The organism is Cryptosporangium sp. NPDC051539 (assembly GCF_044454545.1).
GTDB lineage: Bacteria > Actinomycetota > Actinomycetes > Mycobacteriales > Cryptosporangiaceae > Cryptosporangium.
In genome coordinates this window covers 668,539-685,820 of record NZ_JBITDV010000001.1, presented here as the reverse complement: position 1 = coordinate 685,820, position 17,282 = coordinate 668,539, and the positions used below count along the sequence as shown (strand labels likewise).

The following is a 17,282-nucleotide window of genomic DNA, read 5'->3' as shown; positions in this document are numbered from 1 at the left end:
CGACTCGCACATCCGCAAGCGGAAGGACGATCGAAATGCCCGAGGATCCGCGGCTGATCGCACAGGTGGGACTCGTGCTCGACCATCTCCGCGGTGCCGCCCCGTTCCCGGCGGCGCCGCGCTGGCAGGAGGACGGGCTGGACTACCTGTACCGGGAACACAGCCTGTTCGTGCGCCGCGCGGACCTCGAGACCGTCGTGCCGGCCCTGCGCTCGTATCTGCGGGCCGTGCTCGACGACCGGGAGTGGCCCCCGGAAGGCGGCTACGACCCCGGCAACCCGGACGGCCCGGCCGAGGAACCCGGGGAGCCGGTGGCGCTCCGGCGCTCGGACGTCGAACCCCGGATCGTGCCGAAGCCGGTGATCGCGGACGTCGTCCGGCTGGAGTACGTGCACCCGGACTGGGCCGCGGACGACCCGCGGCGGGTCACCGACAGTCGGGTCGTCCCGCTGGTCCGCGTTCCGAAGGTCGTCGACGTGCTCACCGAACACGTCGTCGGCCGGGGCACGGTCCGGCCGGAGGCCGTGCTCTACGTCGCACCGCACCCGTGCCCGGCGACCGAGCCGGAGGAGGTCCCGCGCGGCACCCATCGCCCGTTTCCCGAGGTCGGCAACCGCCCCGGCCACCGCGAGCACGGTCACCCCCACGAGCACGGCCACCACCACGAGCACGGCCACCGCTGCACCGGCCGCGGAACGTCGGTCGTGGTGTCCGATCTGGGCCTCGACCCACGCTCGGTCCGGCGGCACGACTGGCTGACCGGTGTGGAGGGTGAGTACGAGGATCCGTACCACCGCGACCAGAACGGTCACCGAACCACGATCCGCCCCTACGCCGGGCACGGCACGTTCGTCGCCGGGTGCGTCCGGGTGACCGCCCCCGAGGCGGAGATCTACGTCCAGAAGTACGTCGACCCGTACGGCGCTCCGGACGCCGCGGACTCCGGCGCGGTCTTCGAGTCCCTCGCCGTCCAGGGCCTCGCCGACGCGCTCGGCCGCTCGCCGGACGTCGTCATGTTCGAGTTCACCGCCGCCACGAAGGACAACCTGCCGCTGATGGGGTTCGACGCGCTCCACGAGTCGCTGATCCGGCACCTGCCCGGCGTCGCGATCGTGACGCCGGCCGGCAACGAGGGCAAGCGGGACGTCAACTGGCCCGGCGCCTACGACTGGGTGATCGCGGTCGGCGCGCTCTCCGCCGACTGGCACACCCGCGCCGACTTCAGCAACTACGGCTTCTGGGTGGACGTCTACGCGCCGGGCGCCGACCTCGTCAACGCGTACCCGAAGGGCAGGTACGTCTGCACCGAGGACCCGAACGTCGGCGAGGAGCGGCGGTTCCGCGACGGCATGGCCCGGTGGAGCGGGACGTCGTTCTCGGCTCCGCTGGTCGCCGGGATGATCGTGGCCCGGTCGTCGTGCACCGGCGAGAACCCGCGCCGGGCCGCCGAGTCGCTGCTCGCGGCCGCCCGCCACCAGCACGTACCGGGCGTCGGGCCGGTCCTGCGCCCGGGCCAGGGCTGCCACTGACGGTCACCCGACGTATCTGACGGTTTCCCGCGCACTCCTTACTTATCGGGGCCTCGTGATGCGGTGCGGCCGGCCGGCGGGGTCCGGCCGCTCCGCACACACTCGGTCGCGGGCTCGGAGTCGCGGGCTCGGAGTCGCGGGGGAGGAGTCGCGGCGGCGGAGTCGCGGCGGCGGAGTCGCGGGGGCCCGGGAGCCGAATCGGGGGATTCATGTCCGTCACCAGAACCGAGCGCCCGGCACCCGTCGGGCGGGAGCCCGAGCTGGAACTCCTGCGCACACCCGGCGGCACGGTCGTCGTCACCGGACCGCCCGGAATCGGCCGGACCGTGCTGCTCGCCCACGTGGCCGCGACCGCCGGGGGACCGGTCCTGGCCGCCCGCGGGCGGCCGTCCGAACGGGACCTCCCGTTCGTCGTACTCGCCGACCTGCTGCAACCGCTGCGGACGTCGCTCGCCGCGCTGCCGGACGCGCAACGCACCGCGCTGGAGTCCGCGTTCGCGCTCGCGAGCAGCGGCACCGCGCCCAACCCGTACGCGGTCGGCGTCGCGACGCACGCGCTGCTCGCCCGCGGCCCGCTGACCCTCCTGATCGACGACGTCGACCACGCCGACACCGAGTCGATCCGGACGCTGCTGTTCGCGCTGCGCCGCCTCCCGGCCGGACGCGTCACGGTGGTCTGGGCGGGCCGGGACGTGTCCTGCCTCGACGCCGGCCGCGCGGGCTGGCCGGTCGTCACGCTGGGCCCGCTCGGCCGCGCCGAGGCCCGCCGGGCGCTGGCCCAGCACGGGTACGACGTGACCGAACGGGTGCTCGACGCGTTGCTCGACGTCGGAGGTGGCAACCCGGCGGCGCTGCTCGACGCGGCGGCCGGGCTCCGGTCCGCGCAGCGCGCCGGTCAGGAGCCGCTCCCGCCGGTGCTGCCGGTCGGCGACCGGCTCCGCGCCGCCTGGGCCGAGAGGCTGGCGGCGCTGGACGCCCAGGCCCGGAGTGCCCTCACGCTGGTCGCCGCGTGCCGCCACCCGGGCCTCGACCTCCTCGACGCGGCGCTGGCCGACGCCGGACTCGACCTGGCCGACCTCGGCGACGCCGAACGCGCCGGCCTGCTGCGCCTCACCCCGGACGCCGGGTACGAACTGGACAGCCCGGTACTTCGCAGCGTCCTGCTGCACACCGCGCCGGTGGCCGTCCGCCGCGAGGTCTTCCGCGCGCTGGCCGCGGTCACGCCGGAGCCGGAGCGCACCTGGTACCTGAGTCGCGCCGGGGATCTGAGCAGCGTCGGGGATCCGAATGGCACCGGTTACCTGAGTCGTACCGGGCCGACGCCCGCCGAGCGTTCGTCCGGACAACTCGTCGGGACGGTCGCGGAGCTGCTCGACGGCGGGGACGCCTGGCTCGCGGCGCGCTGGGCCGAGCAGACCGCGCTGCGGACGCCCGCCGACCCGCGTCTGCGCGCCGACCTGGAGCTGTACCGCGGCCGGGCCTACGGTTGCCTCGGCCTGCTCGAACGGTCCCGGAGCACGCTCGTCGAGGCCGCCGACGCGGTCCGCCCGGTCGATCCCGAGCGCGCCGAGGTGCTGCTCACCGAGGCGGTGCTGGCCGCCACGCTGAACGCCGACGTCCCGGCCGCACTCCGGATCACCGGCCGGTTCGCTCCGGAACCGGTGCCCCCGCTGGTGCTGGCCCGCCGCACGCACCCGGTGGCGCTCACGCTCGACGTCGCCGAGCACGACGACGTCCTCGACGCCGCGCTGCGCTCGCCGAACCGGCCCGACCCGGCGACCCGCCTGACGCTCGCCCGCTCGTGCGTGGCCGCCGAGCGGTTCGCCGACGCCCGGCGCGTCCTCGACCGCCCGGCCGGGGCCGAATCGGCCGCCACGCTGCCGCTCCTGCTGCTGACCCGGGCCGAGCTCGACCGCTGGACCGGCCACTGGGCCTCGGCCAGAGCGGGCGCACTGCAGGCCGGACGGCTGGCCGGGAACCTGGGGCAGCGGCACGCCGCCGGTGCGGCGTCGGCGTTCCTCGCCCACCTCGAGGCGGCCTGCGGCCGCGCGGCCCGTTTGCGGGAACACGTCGAGCAGGCCCAGGCCGCGTTCGCCGATGCGGACGCCGGGCTGGCCGACGTCGTCCTGTCCGCGGCACTGGGCCTGGACGCACTGGCGCGCGGCGACGCCGCGACGGCCGTCTCGCACCTGGACGCCGCCCACACGCGCGCGATCGACGGCGGCATCACGAACCCGAGCGTCGTGCCGTTCGCGGCCGACCGGGTGGAGGCGCACCTCCGCGCGGGCGACCGGGCGTCGGCCGAGAAGGCGCTGGAGGAACTGGTCGGTGCGGCCGCGGTCAGCGCACGGGGCTGGCAGCGCGCGGCGGCAGCGCGGTGCGCCGGGCTGCTGGCCGGGATCCCGGGGGACGCGGAGGAGCAGTTCCGGCGCGCCGAGCGGCTCCATCGTCAGCAGGACACCCCGTACGAACTGGCCCGCACGCTGCTCGGCTACGGCGAGGCGCTCCGTCGTTTCCGGCGTCCGGCCGCGGCCCGGGAGCCGTTGCTCGAAGCCGAGCGGCTGTTCCGGACGCTGTCCGCGGCGCCGTGGGCCCGCCGGGCCGCGGCGGAGCTCGCCGCGTCCGGCGCCCGCCCGGTCACGGCCGCCCCGCTCGCGGGGTCGCCGGGTGTGGGGGCGGTGTTGTCGCCGCAGGAGCTCGAGGTCGCGACGACGGTCGCGCGGGGTGCCACGAACGCCGAAGCGGCGGCCGCGCTGTATTTGTCGCCCAAAACGGTGGAGGCCCACCTGACCCGCGCTTACCGCAAACTCGGCTTGCGCAGCCGGGCCGAGCTGGCCCGCCGCCTGAGCAGGGACGGCACCCTGGAGTGAATCCGGGTCACGCGACCAGGAATTCCGGGCCGGCGACGTGGGAACTGTTCGTGGCGGCTCCGGACCGGTAGATCAGAACCGCCTGGACGTCCAGCACGTCGCCGGGCTCGGCGGTCCACCCGGCCGGGACCGGGATCCGGAGCAGGAGAAGGAGCGGGTCCGTGGCCTGACTGCCCTCCACCGTGCCGTACAGCGTCTCGCGGGCGACGATCCGGTACGTCGTGGTGTTCCGGATCGTGGTGCGGACGGTGTAACTCGCGGTGAACGCGCGGATCGCGCTGCCGACCTCGAAGTCCGCGGTGACGTCGAACGGGGTCCCGGCCGGCACGTCGTCGACCGTGAAGTTCGTTCCCTTGTCGACGGCCCGCACCGCCTTGATGCTCACGTCGAACTGTCCGCTCATCGCGACCTCCGAGGTCGGAGCCGGGCGGCCCGGCGCCGCAGCGCCGGGCCGCCCGGATTCGGATCAGGCAACGAGGAACGAGTTGCCCAGGACCTTGGCGCTGTACGTCACGGCGCCGGCCTTGTAGAGCAGCACCGCGCGCAGCTCCAGGTCGTCGCCGGGGTCGGCGGCCCAGGTGTTCGCCGCGACCGCGACGGTCACCGGAACCGGCACCGGGTCGGCGCCCGAGGTGCCGGCGATGCTCCCGGTGTCGGTGACCTTGAGGGTCTGTTCGACCCGGGTGTTGTTCACGACCGTCAGCAGCACGGTGTACGTGGCGTCGAACTGCCGGATCGAGCTGCCGATCTCGAACTCGGCGAGGATGTCGAACGCCTCCTTCGCCGGGATCTCGTCGATGGCGAAGGGCGTGCCGTGGTCTACCGCAACGGCCGAGTTGATGTTGACGTCGTACTGGCGTCCCATCGGGTTCCCCCTGGATTCGATGGTGAGATGGACGCCTCCTACGGTCCGCCGCCGGCCGGGTGCGGGCTTCGGGAGACGCCCTCGGACTCAGCCGGCCCTGGCCGCCCGGGTCGTGCCGCCGAAGCACGCGAGTGCCCCGGCGTCCACCGGGAAACCCCTAAATCCGGACGTCGTCCACCCGCACCGGGCGATGCTCGCGCAGGGACAACCCGCACGCCTCGGCGATCCAGTCGGCCGCCAGCGCGTCCGCCATCGTGCACCGTGACGGCCGGGTACCGGCCGCGACCTCCAGGAACGCCTCGAACTCGGCCCGGTAGGCGCGGGCGAACCGGTCCATGAAGAACGGATACGGCTCACCGGCCGGAAACCGCACCCCCGGGTCCACCGACCGCAACGGCAGCCGATCGTCGAGCCCGGCCGCGACGCTGTCCGCCGACCCGTGCGCCTCCAGCCGGACGTCGTACCCCCGCGCGTTGTACCGGGTGTTCGACACCAGCCCGAGCGTCCCGTCGTCGAACGTCAGCACCACCGCCGACGTGTCGACGTCACCCACCTCGCTGAACCAGGCCTCGCCCTTGTTGCTGCCGGTCGCGTACACCTCCACGACCTCGCGTCCGGTGATCCACCGCACGACGTCGAAGTCGTGCACCCCGCAGTCCCGGAACATCCCGCCGGAGGCCGCGATGTACGCCCGCGGCGGCGGTGCCGGATCCAGCGTCGTCGACCGGACGGTGTGCAGCCAGCCGAGTTCCCCGCTCCGGACCGCCGCGTGCACCGCGGCCACGCCCGGATCGAAGCGCCGCTGGAACCCGATCTGGACCGGTACCGCCGCGCCGTCGAGACGCCGTACCAGGGCGGCGGCGTCGAACGCGGTCGTGGCCAGCGGTTTCTCGCAGAACACCGGAACCCCGGCCTCGACCGCCGCGGTCAGCAGCGACGGGTGCGACTCGGTGGAGGCCGCGATCACGACGCCGTCGACCCCAGCCTCCAGCAGCGCGTGCGGGGAGTCCGCGGCCTCGGCTCCGAGCTGTTCGGCCACCTGCTTGACGACGGCAGGCACGGCGTCGGTGACGACCAGCGAGCCGACGCCCGGGAGGCCGCGGAGAGTTCCGGCGTGGAAGCGCCCGATCCGGCCGAGTCCGATCAGTCCGAGTCGCATCAGTAGCCCCGTCTCGCCGAGTGGGCGGCGAGTTCCCGCCGCAGATGATCCAGGTCGCGGCCCTCGTCCAGGGCCCGCCGCACGAGGTCGGCCTGGCTCGGCGGGGCCAGGCCGTCGACCGGCTGGTCCCGGTCGAGGTCGGTCGGGAACGCGTAGCCTTCGGCCGACGCCGCGAGCACGTTTTCCACGTCCAGTCCGGACTTCCGCCGCCGCTCGAGCACCGGATACAACGCGAGACACATCCGCGTCCGGTCGACGCTCTCCATCGCCCGCCCGAACGCCGACGAGATCTGCAGCAGGTTCGCCATGCGCCGCACATCGGCCGAGCGATTGTGCCCGGCCGCGTGAATGAGCGCCGGATTGAAGAAGACCGCGTCGCCTTTCGACAGCGACAACTGCACGTGGGACGCCTCGAAATACTCCTGGAACGCGGGTTCGTCCATGGCCAGGTATCCGAGCGGATATTTCTGCGAATGCGGCAGGTACATCGTCGGGCCACTCTCCACCGGCATGTCACCGTGCGCGACTGCACCCTGCAGCGTGAGCGTGGGGGAGAGGTGGTGCACCAGTGCCGGGAACCGCTCGGCCCGGGCCGCGGACATGAAGCCCAGGTGGTAGTCCCGGTGGCCCCGCTGCGCCGCGCCGCCCGGGTTCACGACGTTGACCTGCGACGTCACCTGATACGCCGGGCCGAGCCAGGCGGTCGCGGCCAGCGCCACCACCTCGTTGTCGTAGTACTCGGCGAACGCCTCGGGGTCGCGCAGTGCGAGTTTCTCCAGTGCGTTCCACACCCGGTCGTTCGCGCCCGGCTTGGCGAAGTGGTCGCCGCCGGCCGTACCGGCCGCCCGCTGGTCCGCGATCATCGCGTCGAACATCGCCGAGACCCGATCGACGACCGCGGTATCGGCGAACGCGCGCCGGATCACGACGAGACCGGGCCCGTCCAGAAACGCCCGGGCCCATTCGCAGAGGAGTTCCCGGCGGTCGTCCGGCAACTGGCTCCCGTCATAGATCAGGACGTCGTCGACCACGGAATCGGCGAGCGGATAAGCGTCCGGAGAAGTACGGGAAGACACCACGGCGGCGAGGTCGGGAACGCGGCAATCCGCGCGGGACAGCCAGGCCGGAGGCCGGGTCGATCGGACCGCAGGCATGCGAAATCCCTTCCGGAAGAATTTCGGGGATGCCTCTCAGCGTAAAAAACCGGGCGCGATAATCAAGCGCCTCCACCCGTCAAAAACCCCTCAACGGACGGTCACCATGGGCCACCCCTTCCGCCTCCGCGAGATCGCACGGCAGGCCGGGCTGAGTGAGGCGACCGTCGACCGGGTGCTCAACGGCCGCGGCGGCGTACGGGCCGAGACCACCCGCGAGGTGCACCGCGCGATCGACGACCTGCACCGGCAACGCACGCAACTCCGGCTCGCCGGGCGCACGTTCCTGATCGACGTGGTCATGCAGACGCCGGAGCGGTTCTCCTCGGCGGTGCGCGCCGCGCTCGAGGCCGAGTTACCGTTCCTCCGGCCGGCCGCGATCCGGGCGCGTTTCCACTTCACCGAGTCGGGCCCGGCGTCGGACCTCGTCGAGACGCTCGGGCGCATCCGGCGGCGCGGGTCGCACGGTGTCGTCCTGAAGGCGCCCGACACGCCGGAGGTCGTCGCGGCCGCCGACGCACTGGTCCGCGACGGTGTCCCGGTGCTCACGCTCGTCACCGACCTGGGCGTCGAGGGGCGGATCGCGTACGTCGGCATCGACAACCGCGCCGCCGGAGAGACCGCGGCCTACCTGGTCGACCAGTGGCTGCACGGTCGGCCCGGGTCGGTCCTGGTGACGCTCAGCCGAGGCTGGTTCCGCGGCGAGGAGCAGCGGGTCGCCGGCTTCCGCGCCGCGATCGGCCGGCGGGAGGTCGTCGAGGTCGACAACACCGACGGTCTGGACGCGACGATGCAGGGTCTGGTGCTGTCCGCGCTCGACCGCACGGCCGACGCGGTGGCGGTGTACTCGGTCGGCGGTGCCAACCCGGCGATCCTGGACGCGTTCGCGGTGCGAGACCGGCGGTGTGCGGTGTTCGTGGCGCACGACCTCGACACGGACAATGCGCGGTTGCTGCGGGATCGCCGGATCTCCGCGGTGCTGCACCACGATTTGCGCCAGGACATGCGCCGGGCCTGCCACTACCTGCTCCAGGCCCACGGCGCCCTGCCCGGCCCGGTCCGCCCCCGTCCGTCCACGATCCAGGTGATCACGCCCTACAACCTGCCGTAGGGGCCGCGGGCGGTGGCCGTGCCCCGAGGGGTTGCCGAGGGCCCGGACGAGCAGCGACCGGGCGCCCCTCTTCGTCGACCCGCCCCCGGCGGCCGGGATCGCTCAGAGCGTCAGCGGCTGACCGGTCGTCTCCATCACGGCCATCCACAGGTCTCCGTACGGGTCGACGTGGTTCGACGTCGCGGTCGCGAGCTTGATCGGCAGGTTGATGAACCGTCCGCGACGACTCCCGACCATCATCGACGTGAACCCGGCCATCGCCGCGTGCGTCGCCGCCTGGGCCAGCCGCGTGCAGTACACCGCGTCGAACGCGTTCGCCGGCACCGACCGGATCGCGTACCCCGGGTCGATGTACCGCAGCGAGAACGGCAGGTCGGACAGACCCTCGGTCAGCGCGGTCCGCAGGAACGCGCCGACGTCCCCGAGCTTCCGGTTGCCCGACGCGTCGGTGGCCGCCGTCGCCGGCAGCAGGTCTTGACCCGCGCCTTCCGCCACGACCACGACCGCGTGCCCCTGGTCGGCGAGCTTCTTCCGGACGCCGGCCAGCAGGCCTTCGAGCGTGAACGGAACTTCCGGGATGAGCGTGAAGTCGACGCCCTGCGCCACCAGCGTCGCGTGCGCCGCGATGAACCCGGAATGGCGGCCCATCAGCTTGACCAGCCCGATCCCGCCGACGCCGGAACTGGCCTCGACGTGCGCGGACGTGATCGACTCGGCGGCCCGCGCGTAGGCGGTCTGGAAGCCGAAGCTGTGGTCGATCCACGGGATGTCGTTGTCGATCGTCTTCGGGACGCCGACGACCGCGATCGGCAGGCCCCGCTCGTTCGCCTCGGCCGCCAGCCGCGCGGCGCCGCGGAGCGTCCCGTCGCCGCCGACCACGAACAGCATGTTCACGTTGTGCTTGACCAGCGTGTCGATCATCGTCGCCGGGGGCTGGTTGCCCCGGGACGTGCCGAGGATCGTGCCGCCGCGGTTGTGGATGTCGCGGACCAGGTCGGGGGTGAGCCGCACCGGATCGGATCCGTCGGCGAGCCCCTGGTACCCGTTCCGGAACCCGAGGACGTCCCGGCACCCGTACGCGTGCCGCAAGTGCAGCACCAGCGCCCGGATGACGTTGTTCAGCCCGGGACAGAGACCACCGCACGTGACGATCGCGGCGGTCACCTGGGACGGATCGAAGAACAGCTTCGCCCGCGGGCCGCCCGGGTTGAACGCCGGGAGGTCGGCGGTGAACTGCACCCGGTTCTTCGCGATACCGAGAGTGTCGTCGACGAGAACGCGGTCGGTCTCGGTGACGTAATGCACCGACTCCTGACGATTCCCGAGCAGATCTTGTAACGGGGTGTCCACGCTTCGTGGCCCCAGCCGGGTGATCAGCAGGTCTTCGTGGGTAATGGCCTGCAAGTCACTCAGTTGCACTGTTCGTCCTCACCGATACTTCCCGCTCCGCTGTGCACGGTAGCGCAAGCGTCCGCGTAGTGGTATCGATCAAGAAGGCGCCGCTGTCACGCCGGATTCCTGGTCGTCTACGCTTCCGCCCGTGCACCGGTTACCCGATGTTCCCGGCTACGAGATCCGCGATGTCCTCGGTTCGGGCGGGTGCGCGACGGTGTATCTGGCGAACCAGATCGTGGTCGGGCGTGACGTCGCGGTGAAGATCGACAACCGGACGTTGAACACGGAGCGTGACCAGAGACGCTTCTACCGTGAGGTGTCGGCGGCCGGCCGGCTGTCGGATCACCCGCACGTGATCGGGCTCTACGACGCCGGGACGCTGGCCGACGGACGCCCCTACCTGGTGATGGAGTTGTGCACCGGCGGGTCGCTGAACGACGTGCTGAAGTCGCGTGGAGGCCTTCCGGCAGGCGAGGTGTACGGCCTGGCGGTCCGGCTGGCCGACGCGCTCGGGGCCGCGCATCGGCTCGGGGTGCTGCACCGGGACATCAAGCCCGCGAACATCCTGGTGAACCGGTACGGGATGGTGGGTCTCGCCGACTTCGGGCTCGCCTCGATCCTCAGTGCGGACGCCGAGCAGTCGGTCACGCTGGAGGCGCTGACGCCCGCGTACGCGCCGCCGGAGGCGTTCTCGATGGCCCAGCCGGCGCCGTCGGGAGACGTGTACTCGTTCGGGGCGACGCTGTACGCGCTGCTGAACGGCCGGCCGCCGAGGTTTCCGGACACCGGCTCGCCGAGCCTGGCGGCGATCGTCCGGATGCACGACGAGCCGCTGCCGGTGCTGCCCTGGGTGCCGCCGCCGCTGATGGCGGTCATCAGCCAGGCGATGGCGCCGGATCCGTCGGAGCGGTTTCCCGACGGTGACGCCATGCATTCGGCGCTGGCCCAGGCGCCGGTGACGTCGAGCGGGGCAGCGCTGGCCACCGGCGCCCCGACGTCGAGCTACCCGTTCCGCCCGGAGGCGTACCCGGCCGGGCCGCCGAGCGTTCCGGGGCCGGGCGTTCCGGGGCGGGGCGTTCCGGTGTCCGGCGCTCCGGGGCGGGCGCAGGTGAGCGGGCCGTCGCCGGGGCAGTCGCCTCCGAGCTTCCCGGGTGGCCGGCCGCCGGGGGAGCCGCTCGCCGAGGCGTCGGGCCGCGCCCACGCGAGCGCGCCGCCCTACCACGCCGGGTCGCCGTCGCACCACGCCGGGCCGCCGCAGCCGCACCACGCCGGGTCGCCGCCGCACCATGCCGGGCCGCAGCCGTACGGCGCCGGGTCGCCGGGCGGAGGCTTCCCGGAGGCCTCGGCCTCCGGGAGGAATCGCGGGATCGGGGTGCAGGGGGTGCTGGTCGGGGCGGTGGCCGCGCTGGTGCTCGTGGCACTGGTCGGCGCGGGATTCTTCGTCCTGGAGCGGAACGGCGACAAGGACACCGGCAGCACCGTCACCGGGAACGCGCCCGCGGCGCGAACCGGTGCGGACCCCGGCGCCGACTCCGGCACGAAGTCGGGCGGCGTCGACTACGGCGTCAAGACCACCACCGACAACTGTGCGGCGTCCGCGCACGCCGGCCGCTGCGTCGTCGAACCCGAGTGCTGGTCGGGCATGGTCGTGATCGTCGGCCAGGTCACGATCGAGCGCCAGCCCTGCGAGGACGTCCACCGCTGGGAGACGTTCGCGATCGCGCCGCTCCCGCGGGACGCGCTCACCTCGAGCCAGACCACCCTGGGCGAACACCCGGACGTCAAGGCCCTCTGCTCCACCGACGTCCTGCTCGCCTCCCGGCGCAGCGCCGGGTCCAAGCGCGTGCCGGCCGCGGAGTGGTCGGTGGACGTCCTCCCGCCGAGCGAACGCGCCTACGCCGAGGGCTCCCGCGTCTACCGGTGCGTCGCCGCCGTCATCAGCCCCGACACCGACGGCAGCACCGGCAGCGCGTTCACCTAACCCCGCGGCGCACCGCGCGCGGCCCGGGACGCCACCCGGGTCAGCCGCACGGACTGGTCGGCCGGCGTGAGCCGCCGCGCCGACTCGACGGGCTCGGGCTCGCGGCGCCGGATGAACGCGACGATCTCGTCGAGCGTCGGCGGCACGTCTGCCGCGAACAGCGGGAACCGTCGCCGGAACGTCCGGACGAGCACGAACCCGGACAGTGTCAGCGCCAGCCCGGCACTGGCCACCCACGGCGCGTCCGTCCCGGTCAACGCCAGTTCGTCGAGGTGGTCGGTGGAGGTGACGTGGCCCGCCTCGGTGGTCGCCTCGGCCGACGCTTCGGTGGTCGCCTCGGCGCTGGCCGTCGCCGCCGCGTGCTCGGTCGCCGCCGCGGCGGCGTCCGGGTCGGTGGTCGCCTCGGCGCTCGCGTGTTCCGCGGCGGTCTCCTGCGCCTGCGCCGACGCCTCGGGCTCGACCGCGGCCGCTGCCGGCGGCTCGTCCCCGGGCTGCACGGATTGCGCGGCCGGGTGCGGCGTCGGCGTCGTGCGGGCCGACGCCAGCGCGTCGTCGCCGGTCCGGGCCCGGTACAGCAGCAGGCTCAACGCGACCGCCAGTGCGATCAGCAACGCGGTGGCCGCGGCCAGCGCCACCACGGCCGTGTCCCGCCGAGCGCCCACCAGCACCGGTATGGACGGCGTGGTCACCAGCCCGGGCGCCGCGCCCCCGGATCGCCGGAGGCGCCGGCTGCGTTCCGGCCGGCCGGCGTCCGCGCCGCCCTCTGGCCCGTGCCCCCCGAATCCGGCCGGACCGGCGCCGGAAGGGCCCGTCTGCCCGTGCGTCCCGTAGACCGAGGGCCCGTACACCGACGGGCCCGTGCCCGGATGATCCGGGTCCGGCGTGGGCTGGCCGGGAGGACCGTGGTGCCAGGACCGGTCGCCGTAGTCAGGCTGGCCCGGGTGGTGCGGCGGAGGGCCGGGCGGGTCCGTCACGTGCCACCTCCTCGCCGGACGGCGAAGGTCGCCGCCGAAGACTTGATGAACGGTATATACCCTGTTGATCCCTATTCATCCCCGCTGAGTGGTTCCGGCTCCTCGAAGACCAGCAGCGTCCGGGTGGTCAGCACGCCCTCGATGTTCTGGATCTGCTCGAACACCAGCCGCCGCAACTCCTCGTTGTCCCGGGTCCGGACCAGCAGGATCACGTCGAACTCGCCGCCGACCAGCCCGATGTGCACGACGCCCGGCAACGCCTGCAACCGCGCCCGCAGCGTCCGCCAGTGGTGCTGGGTGAGGTTCAGCGTCACGTACGCGGTGGTCCCCAGCCCGAGCGCGCCCGGGTCGACGTCCGCACGGAATCCCCGGATCACCCCGGCCTCGCGCAGGCGGTCGACCCGTGCGTACGCGTTCGCCCGCGAGACGTGCACCCGCTCCGCGAGCGAGCGCATCGACAGCCGCCCGTCGGCGGTCAGTTCCGCCAGAATCTGCCGGTCGACGTCGTCCACGCGGATGGCCATGTGTCTCCCGCCCCCTTCCCATACGCCCGGCTCCTGGACGTTCGGTGCTCCAGAACGCGACACGGGACGACATTTTCTCGCATCGAGCGCCACTTCCCCGTGCGAATGGCTCCGAGTAGAGCATCTATTCATGACACGTGATCCCGCTCACTTGTTGCCTTCGGCCGAACCCGTCCAGCTGATCGACGTCCACGGAAAGGCGGTCGAGCGGGAACGCGTCCGCATGCCGGAAGCAGTGGACCTGGTGCGCGCCTATGGTGCGCTCGTCCTCGGACGGAGGTTCAACGAGCAGGCGTACGCGCTGGTCCGGCAGGGGCGGTTGGCGGTCTACCCGTCCTCGGCCGGGCAGGAGGCCTGCCAGATCGCCGCCGCGCAGGTGCTCGACACCGGCGATTGGCTGTTTCCGACCTACCGCGACGCGGTTGCGGTCGTCGCCCGCGGGGTCGACCCGGTCGAGGCGCTGGCGCTCTTCCGCGGCGACTGGCACTGCGGCTACGACCCCTACCGCCACCGGGTGGCGCCGCAGGCGACGCCGCTGGCCACGCAGCTGCTGCACGCGGTCGGCGTGGCCCACGCGGCGCGGTTGCGCCACGAGCCGACCGTGGTGCTCGCGCTGTGCGGCGACGGCGCCACCAGCGAGGGCGACTTCGCCGAGGCGCTGAACTTCGCCGCGGTCTTCGCCGCGCCGGTGGTGTTCCTGGTGCAGAACAACGAGTACGCGATCTCGGTGCCGCTGGCCCGTCAGACCGCGGCGCCGTCGCTGGCGCACAAGGGCATCGGGTTCGGGATGCCGGGCGAGCGGGTCGACGGCAACGACGCCGCCGCGCTGCTCGCCGTGCTGGGTTCCGCGGTCGCGCGGGCGCGGGCCGGTGAGGGGCCGCAGCTCGTCGAAGCGCACACCTACCGCATGCAGGCCCACACGAACGCGGACGACGACGGTCGCTACCGGTCGGCGGCCGAGGTGGACGCGTGGGTGTCCCGCGACCCGCTGACCCGGCTCGCGGCGTACCTGCGGGCCGCGGGGTCGCTGGACGACGCGGCGCAGGTCGCGTTCGACACCGAGGCCGAACGGGTGGCCGCGGCGGTGCGCGCCTCGACCGCCCCGAAGCCGGACGCGTCGCTGATGTTCGCCCACGTCTTCGCGGAACCGACACCGCAGCTGAGGGAGCAGGCCGCACTCGTGCGGGACGAGCTGAGCCGGGAGGTCGACGTCTGATGGAGAAACTCACGATGGCCGGTGCCGTGAACCGCGCGCTGCGGGACGCGATGACGTCCGACGAGAGCGTCGTGATGTTCGGCGAGGACGTCGGCCGCCTCGGCGGGGTCTTCCGGGTGACCGACGGGCTCGCCGCGGAGTTCGGCGAGTCGCGGTGCTTCGACACGCCGCTGGCCGAGTCCGGGATCGTCGGGATGGCGGTCGGCATGGCGATGAACGGCTTCCGGCCGGTCGTCGAGATGCAGTTCGACGCGTTCGCCTATCCCGCGTTCGAGCAGATCATCAGCCACGTCGCCAAGATGCGGAACCGCACGTCGGGCGCGGTCACGCTGCCGATCGTGCTGCGCATCCCGTACGGCGGCGGGATCGGCGGGGTCGAACACCACTGCGACTCGTCCGAGGCGTACTACGCCCACACTCCGGGGCTGGAGGTCTTCACCCCGTCGTCGGTCGCCGACGCGTACGGACTGCTCCGCCTCGCGTTGCGACGGTCGGACCCCGTCGTCTTCCTCGAGCCCAAGAAGCTCTACTGGACGACGGAGGAGATCGATTCCGCTCTCGAGGTGCCGCCGGTGGGGCGGGCCGTGGTCCGCCGCGAGGGAACGGACGCGACGCTGATCGCGTACGGGCCCTCGGTGCCGGTGGCGCTCTCGGCCGCGGAGGTGGCGGCGGCCGAAGGGCGGTCGCTGGAGGTCGTCGACCTGCGGACGCTGGTGCCGTTCGACGACGAGACCGTGTGCGCGTCGGTCGCGCGGACCGGCCGGGCCGTGGTCGTCGCCGAGGCCGCGGGGTTCGCGAGCGTCGCGGCGGAGATCGCCGCCCGGGTGACCGAACGATGCTTCCCGGCACTGGCGGCCCCGGTGCGGCGGGTGACCGGATTGGACATACCGTTCCCGCCCCCGGCGTACGAGAAGTTCCATCTGCCGAGCGTCGACCGGGTGCTGGACGCGGTCGACGACCTGCAGTGGGAGGGGCTGTGACCGCCGCCGCGCAGACGTTCCTGCTGCCGGACCTCGGAGAGGGCCTGACCGAGGCCGAGGTCGTGCGGTGGCTGGTGGCGCCGGGGGAGGCGGTGGGCGTCGACCAGGCGGTGGTCGAGGTGGAGACCGCGAAGGCGACGGTGGAGCTGCCGACGCCGTTCGCGGGTGTGGTGACCGAGGTATACGCGGCGGTCGGCGAGACGCTGGGCGTCGGGCGGCCGCTGTTGTCGGTGGCCGAGGTGCCCGCGGACGGGCCGTCGGCCGTCGGCGGGCCGGCCCCCTCCGCGGGCGAGCCGCAGGCGGATGCGTCCGGGGCGGGCGGGGGTTTGCCTGACGGGGGTGGGTCCGCGGTGGGGGAGGTGTACCGGGAAGAGGAGCGGGCCGGATCGGGGGCGGTCTTGATCGGCTACGGAACCGGGGCGTCGTCCGGACCGCGTCGTCACCGCCGTCCCCGGTCGACGTCGCCGGGGCCGCGCCGCGGCGCCGCGGCGCCGGGCGAGCCGGCCGCGGCTCCGGGCAGTGGGGCCGGGGCGCCGGGCGTCGGGGCCGAGGGGGCAGGGGCCGGCGCGGGGCTGCGGGTGGTGTCGCCGCTCGTGCGGAGGCTGGCCCGCGAATGGGGCGTGGACGTCCGGGACGTCCGAGGCACCGGGCACGGTGGCCTGATCCTGCGCACGGACGTCGAACGCGCCGCCGCGAACCCGGGTCCCCCCGCTCCCCGCCGCACGGCCCCCAACGGCCGCGTCCCGGCGCCGAACGGATCCGGAGGCCCCGCGGGCGGCGCGCGCCAGGACGGCGAGGGTGCCGGACCTCCGGAAGCCGGCGCCGCAGCGCGGGTTCCTCTGACGGCTCGGGCGGCAGCGGCCGCGGCGGTGTACGAGCGGAGCCGGCGCGAGATCCCGGAAGTCACGCTCTGGGCCGACGTCGACGCGACCCCGCTCGTCGCACTCCGCGACGGCCTGCGCCCCGGCCCGGGGCTCATCGCCTACCTCGCTCGCTTCACGGTCGCCGCGCTCCGCGACTTCCCGGTCTTCAACGCCCAGTTCGACGCCGACCGTCGCGAAATCGTCCACCAGCCGCACGTCGGCCTCGGCCTCGCGGTCCAGGGCAGCCGCGGCCTGGTCGTCCCGACGATCCCGAACGCGGAAACCCTCACCACGACCGGCCTCGACACCGAGATCCGCCGCCTCACCGACGCCGCCCGGGACGGGATCGCCACTCCCGCGAACGGGACGTTCACGCTGAACAACTACGGCGCCTTCGACGTCGACGGCAGCACGCCGATCCTCGTCCCGCCGCAGGTGGGGATGCTCGCGATCGGCCGCATTCTCGCTCGCCCGTGGATCGTCGACGGCGCGGTCGTTCCCCGCCGGATCGCGACTCTCAGCCTCGTCTTCGACCACCGCGTCTGCGACGGCGCGACCGCGGCCGGGTTCCTCCGCCGCGTCGCCGACGCGATCGAGAACCCGGCCGCAGCCGTGGCCCGCCTCTAGCACCGGCCCGCGAACGTGCGGCGGACCCCGGGCT

The 17,282-nt window shown here is 73.5% G+C and carries 14 protein-coding genes; 7 read left to right on the top strand and 7 right to left on the bottom strand.

Features of this window, described 5'->3' with window-relative positions:
- Window positions 1-35 precede the first annotated feature (35 nt).
- Both ACIBZJ_RS03255 and ACIBZJ_RS03250 read left to right on the top strand, forming a co-directional pair.
- Window positions 36-1,529, top strand: coding sequence for a S8 family peptidase (locus tag ACIBZJ_RS03255; RefSeq protein WP_395924930.1), 1,494 nt, complete (start codon window positions 36-38; stop codon window positions 1,527-1,529).
- A 209-nt stretch (window positions 1,530-1,738) separates the two neighbouring features.
- Window positions 1,739-4,399, top strand: coding sequence for a LuxR C-terminal-related transcriptional regulator (locus tag ACIBZJ_RS03250; RefSeq protein ID WP_395924928.1), 2,661 nt, complete (start codon window positions 1,739-1,741; stop codon window positions 4,397-4,399).
- A gap of 7 nt (window positions 4,400-4,406) precedes the next feature.
- Here the strand turns inward: ACIBZJ_RS03250 and ACIBZJ_RS03245 are convergent, their stop codons facing one another.
- The 4 genes from ACIBZJ_RS03245 to ACIBZJ_RS03230 all read right to left on the bottom strand — a co-directional run bounded on the left by ACIBZJ_RS03245 (window position 4,407) and on the right by ACIBZJ_RS03230 (window position 7,577).
- A complete protein-coding gene (locus ACIBZJ_RS03245; RefSeq protein ID WP_395924926.1) occupies window positions 4,407-4,802 on the bottom strand; it encodes a hypothetical protein in 396 nt (131 codons plus the stop codon).
- Between the two features lie 63 nt (window positions 4,803-4,865).
- The gene (locus tag ACIBZJ_RS03240) at window positions 4,866-5,264 is read right to left on the bottom strand and encodes a hypothetical protein (RefSeq protein WP_395924925.1); all 399 of its coding nucleotides are present in this window, start codon (window positions 5,262-5,264) and stop codon (window positions 4,866-4,868) included.
- Between the two features lie 157 nt (window positions 5,265-5,421).
- Entirely contained in the window at window positions 5,422-6,423 is a 1,002-nt protein-coding gene (locus ACIBZJ_RS03235; protein WP_395924923.1) for a Gfo/Idh/MocA family oxidoreductase, read from the bottom strand.
- Window positions 6,423-7,577 (bottom strand): phytanoyl-CoA dioxygenase family protein, encoded by a 1,155-nt coding sequence (locus tag ACIBZJ_RS03230; RefSeq protein ID WP_395924921.1) that lies wholly within the window; start codon window positions 7,575-7,577, stop codon window positions 6,423-6,425. Before ACIBZJ_RS03230 ends, ACIBZJ_RS03235 begins: the two co-directional genes overlap by 1 nt.
- 106 nt (window positions 7,578-7,683) lie before the next feature.
- Between ACIBZJ_RS03230 and ACIBZJ_RS03225 the strand changes: the two genes are divergently transcribed.
- Complete coding sequence (locus tag ACIBZJ_RS03225) at window positions 7,684-8,688, top strand: LacI family DNA-binding transcriptional regulator (protein ID WP_395924919.1); 1,005 nt, start codon at window positions 7,684-7,686, stop codon at window positions 8,686-8,688.
- A gap of 102 nt (window positions 8,689-8,790) precedes the next feature.
- Here the strand turns inward: ACIBZJ_RS03225 and ACIBZJ_RS03220 are convergent, their stop codons facing one another.
- Window positions 8,791-10,107 (bottom strand): ATP-dependent 6-phosphofructokinase, encoded by a 1,317-nt coding sequence (locus ACIBZJ_RS03220; protein ID WP_395924917.1) that lies wholly within the window; start codon window positions 10,105-10,107, stop codon window positions 8,791-8,793.
- 121 nt (window positions 10,108-10,228) lie between these two features.
- Between ACIBZJ_RS03220 and ACIBZJ_RS03215 the strand changes: the two genes are divergently transcribed.
- Window positions 10,229-12,064 carry a protein kinase gene (locus ACIBZJ_RS03215; protein ID WP_395924915.1) on the top strand — a complete coding sequence of 612 codons (1,836 nt, stop codon included), beginning with the start codon at window positions 10,229-10,231 and terminating at the stop codon, window positions 12,062-12,064.
- Here ACIBZJ_RS03215 and ACIBZJ_RS03210 read toward each other — a convergent pair.
- Together ACIBZJ_RS03210 and ACIBZJ_RS03205 are read right to left on the bottom strand one after the other, a co-directional pair.
- On the bottom strand, window positions 12,061-13,038 hold the full coding sequence (locus ACIBZJ_RS03210) for a hypothetical protein (protein ID WP_395924913.1): 978 nt from the start codon (window positions 13,036-13,038) through the stop codon (window positions 12,061-12,063). The genes ACIBZJ_RS03215 and ACIBZJ_RS03210 overlap by 4 nt on opposite strands.
- Before the next feature lie 71 nt (window positions 13,039-13,109).
- The gene (locus ACIBZJ_RS03205; protein ID WP_395924911.1) at window positions 13,110-13,562 is read right to left on the bottom strand and encodes an Lrp/AsnC family transcriptional regulator; all 453 of its coding nucleotides are present in this window, start codon (window positions 13,560-13,562) and stop codon (window positions 13,110-13,112) included.
- Window positions 13,563-13,692: 130 nt separating this feature from the next.
- Here ACIBZJ_RS03205 and ACIBZJ_RS03200 point away from each other — a divergent pair, with 130 nt between their 5' ends.
- Genes ACIBZJ_RS03200 through ACIBZJ_RS03190 form a run of 3 tightly spaced genes read left to right on the top strand, consistent with a single transcriptional unit; the run spans window position 13,693 to window position 17,248 of the window.
- Complete coding sequence (locus ACIBZJ_RS03200) at window positions 13,693-14,778, top strand: thiamine pyrophosphate-dependent enzyme (protein WP_395924909.1); 1,086 nt, start codon at window positions 13,693-13,695, stop codon at window positions 14,776-14,778.
- On the top strand, window positions 14,778-15,758 hold the full coding sequence (locus tag ACIBZJ_RS03195; RefSeq protein WP_395924908.1) for an alpha-ketoacid dehydrogenase subunit beta: 981 nt from the start codon (window positions 14,778-14,780) through the stop codon (window positions 15,756-15,758). The genes ACIBZJ_RS03200 and ACIBZJ_RS03195 overlap by 1 nt, the downstream gene beginning before the upstream one ends.
- Window positions 15,755-17,248, top strand: a complete 1,494-nt coding sequence (locus ACIBZJ_RS03190; RefSeq protein WP_395924906.1) for a dihydrolipoamide acetyltransferase family protein — start codon at window positions 15,755-15,757, stop codon at window positions 17,246-17,248. Before ACIBZJ_RS03195 ends, ACIBZJ_RS03190 begins: the two co-directional genes overlap by 4 nt.
- Window positions 17,249-17,282: the final 34 nt, after the last annotated feature.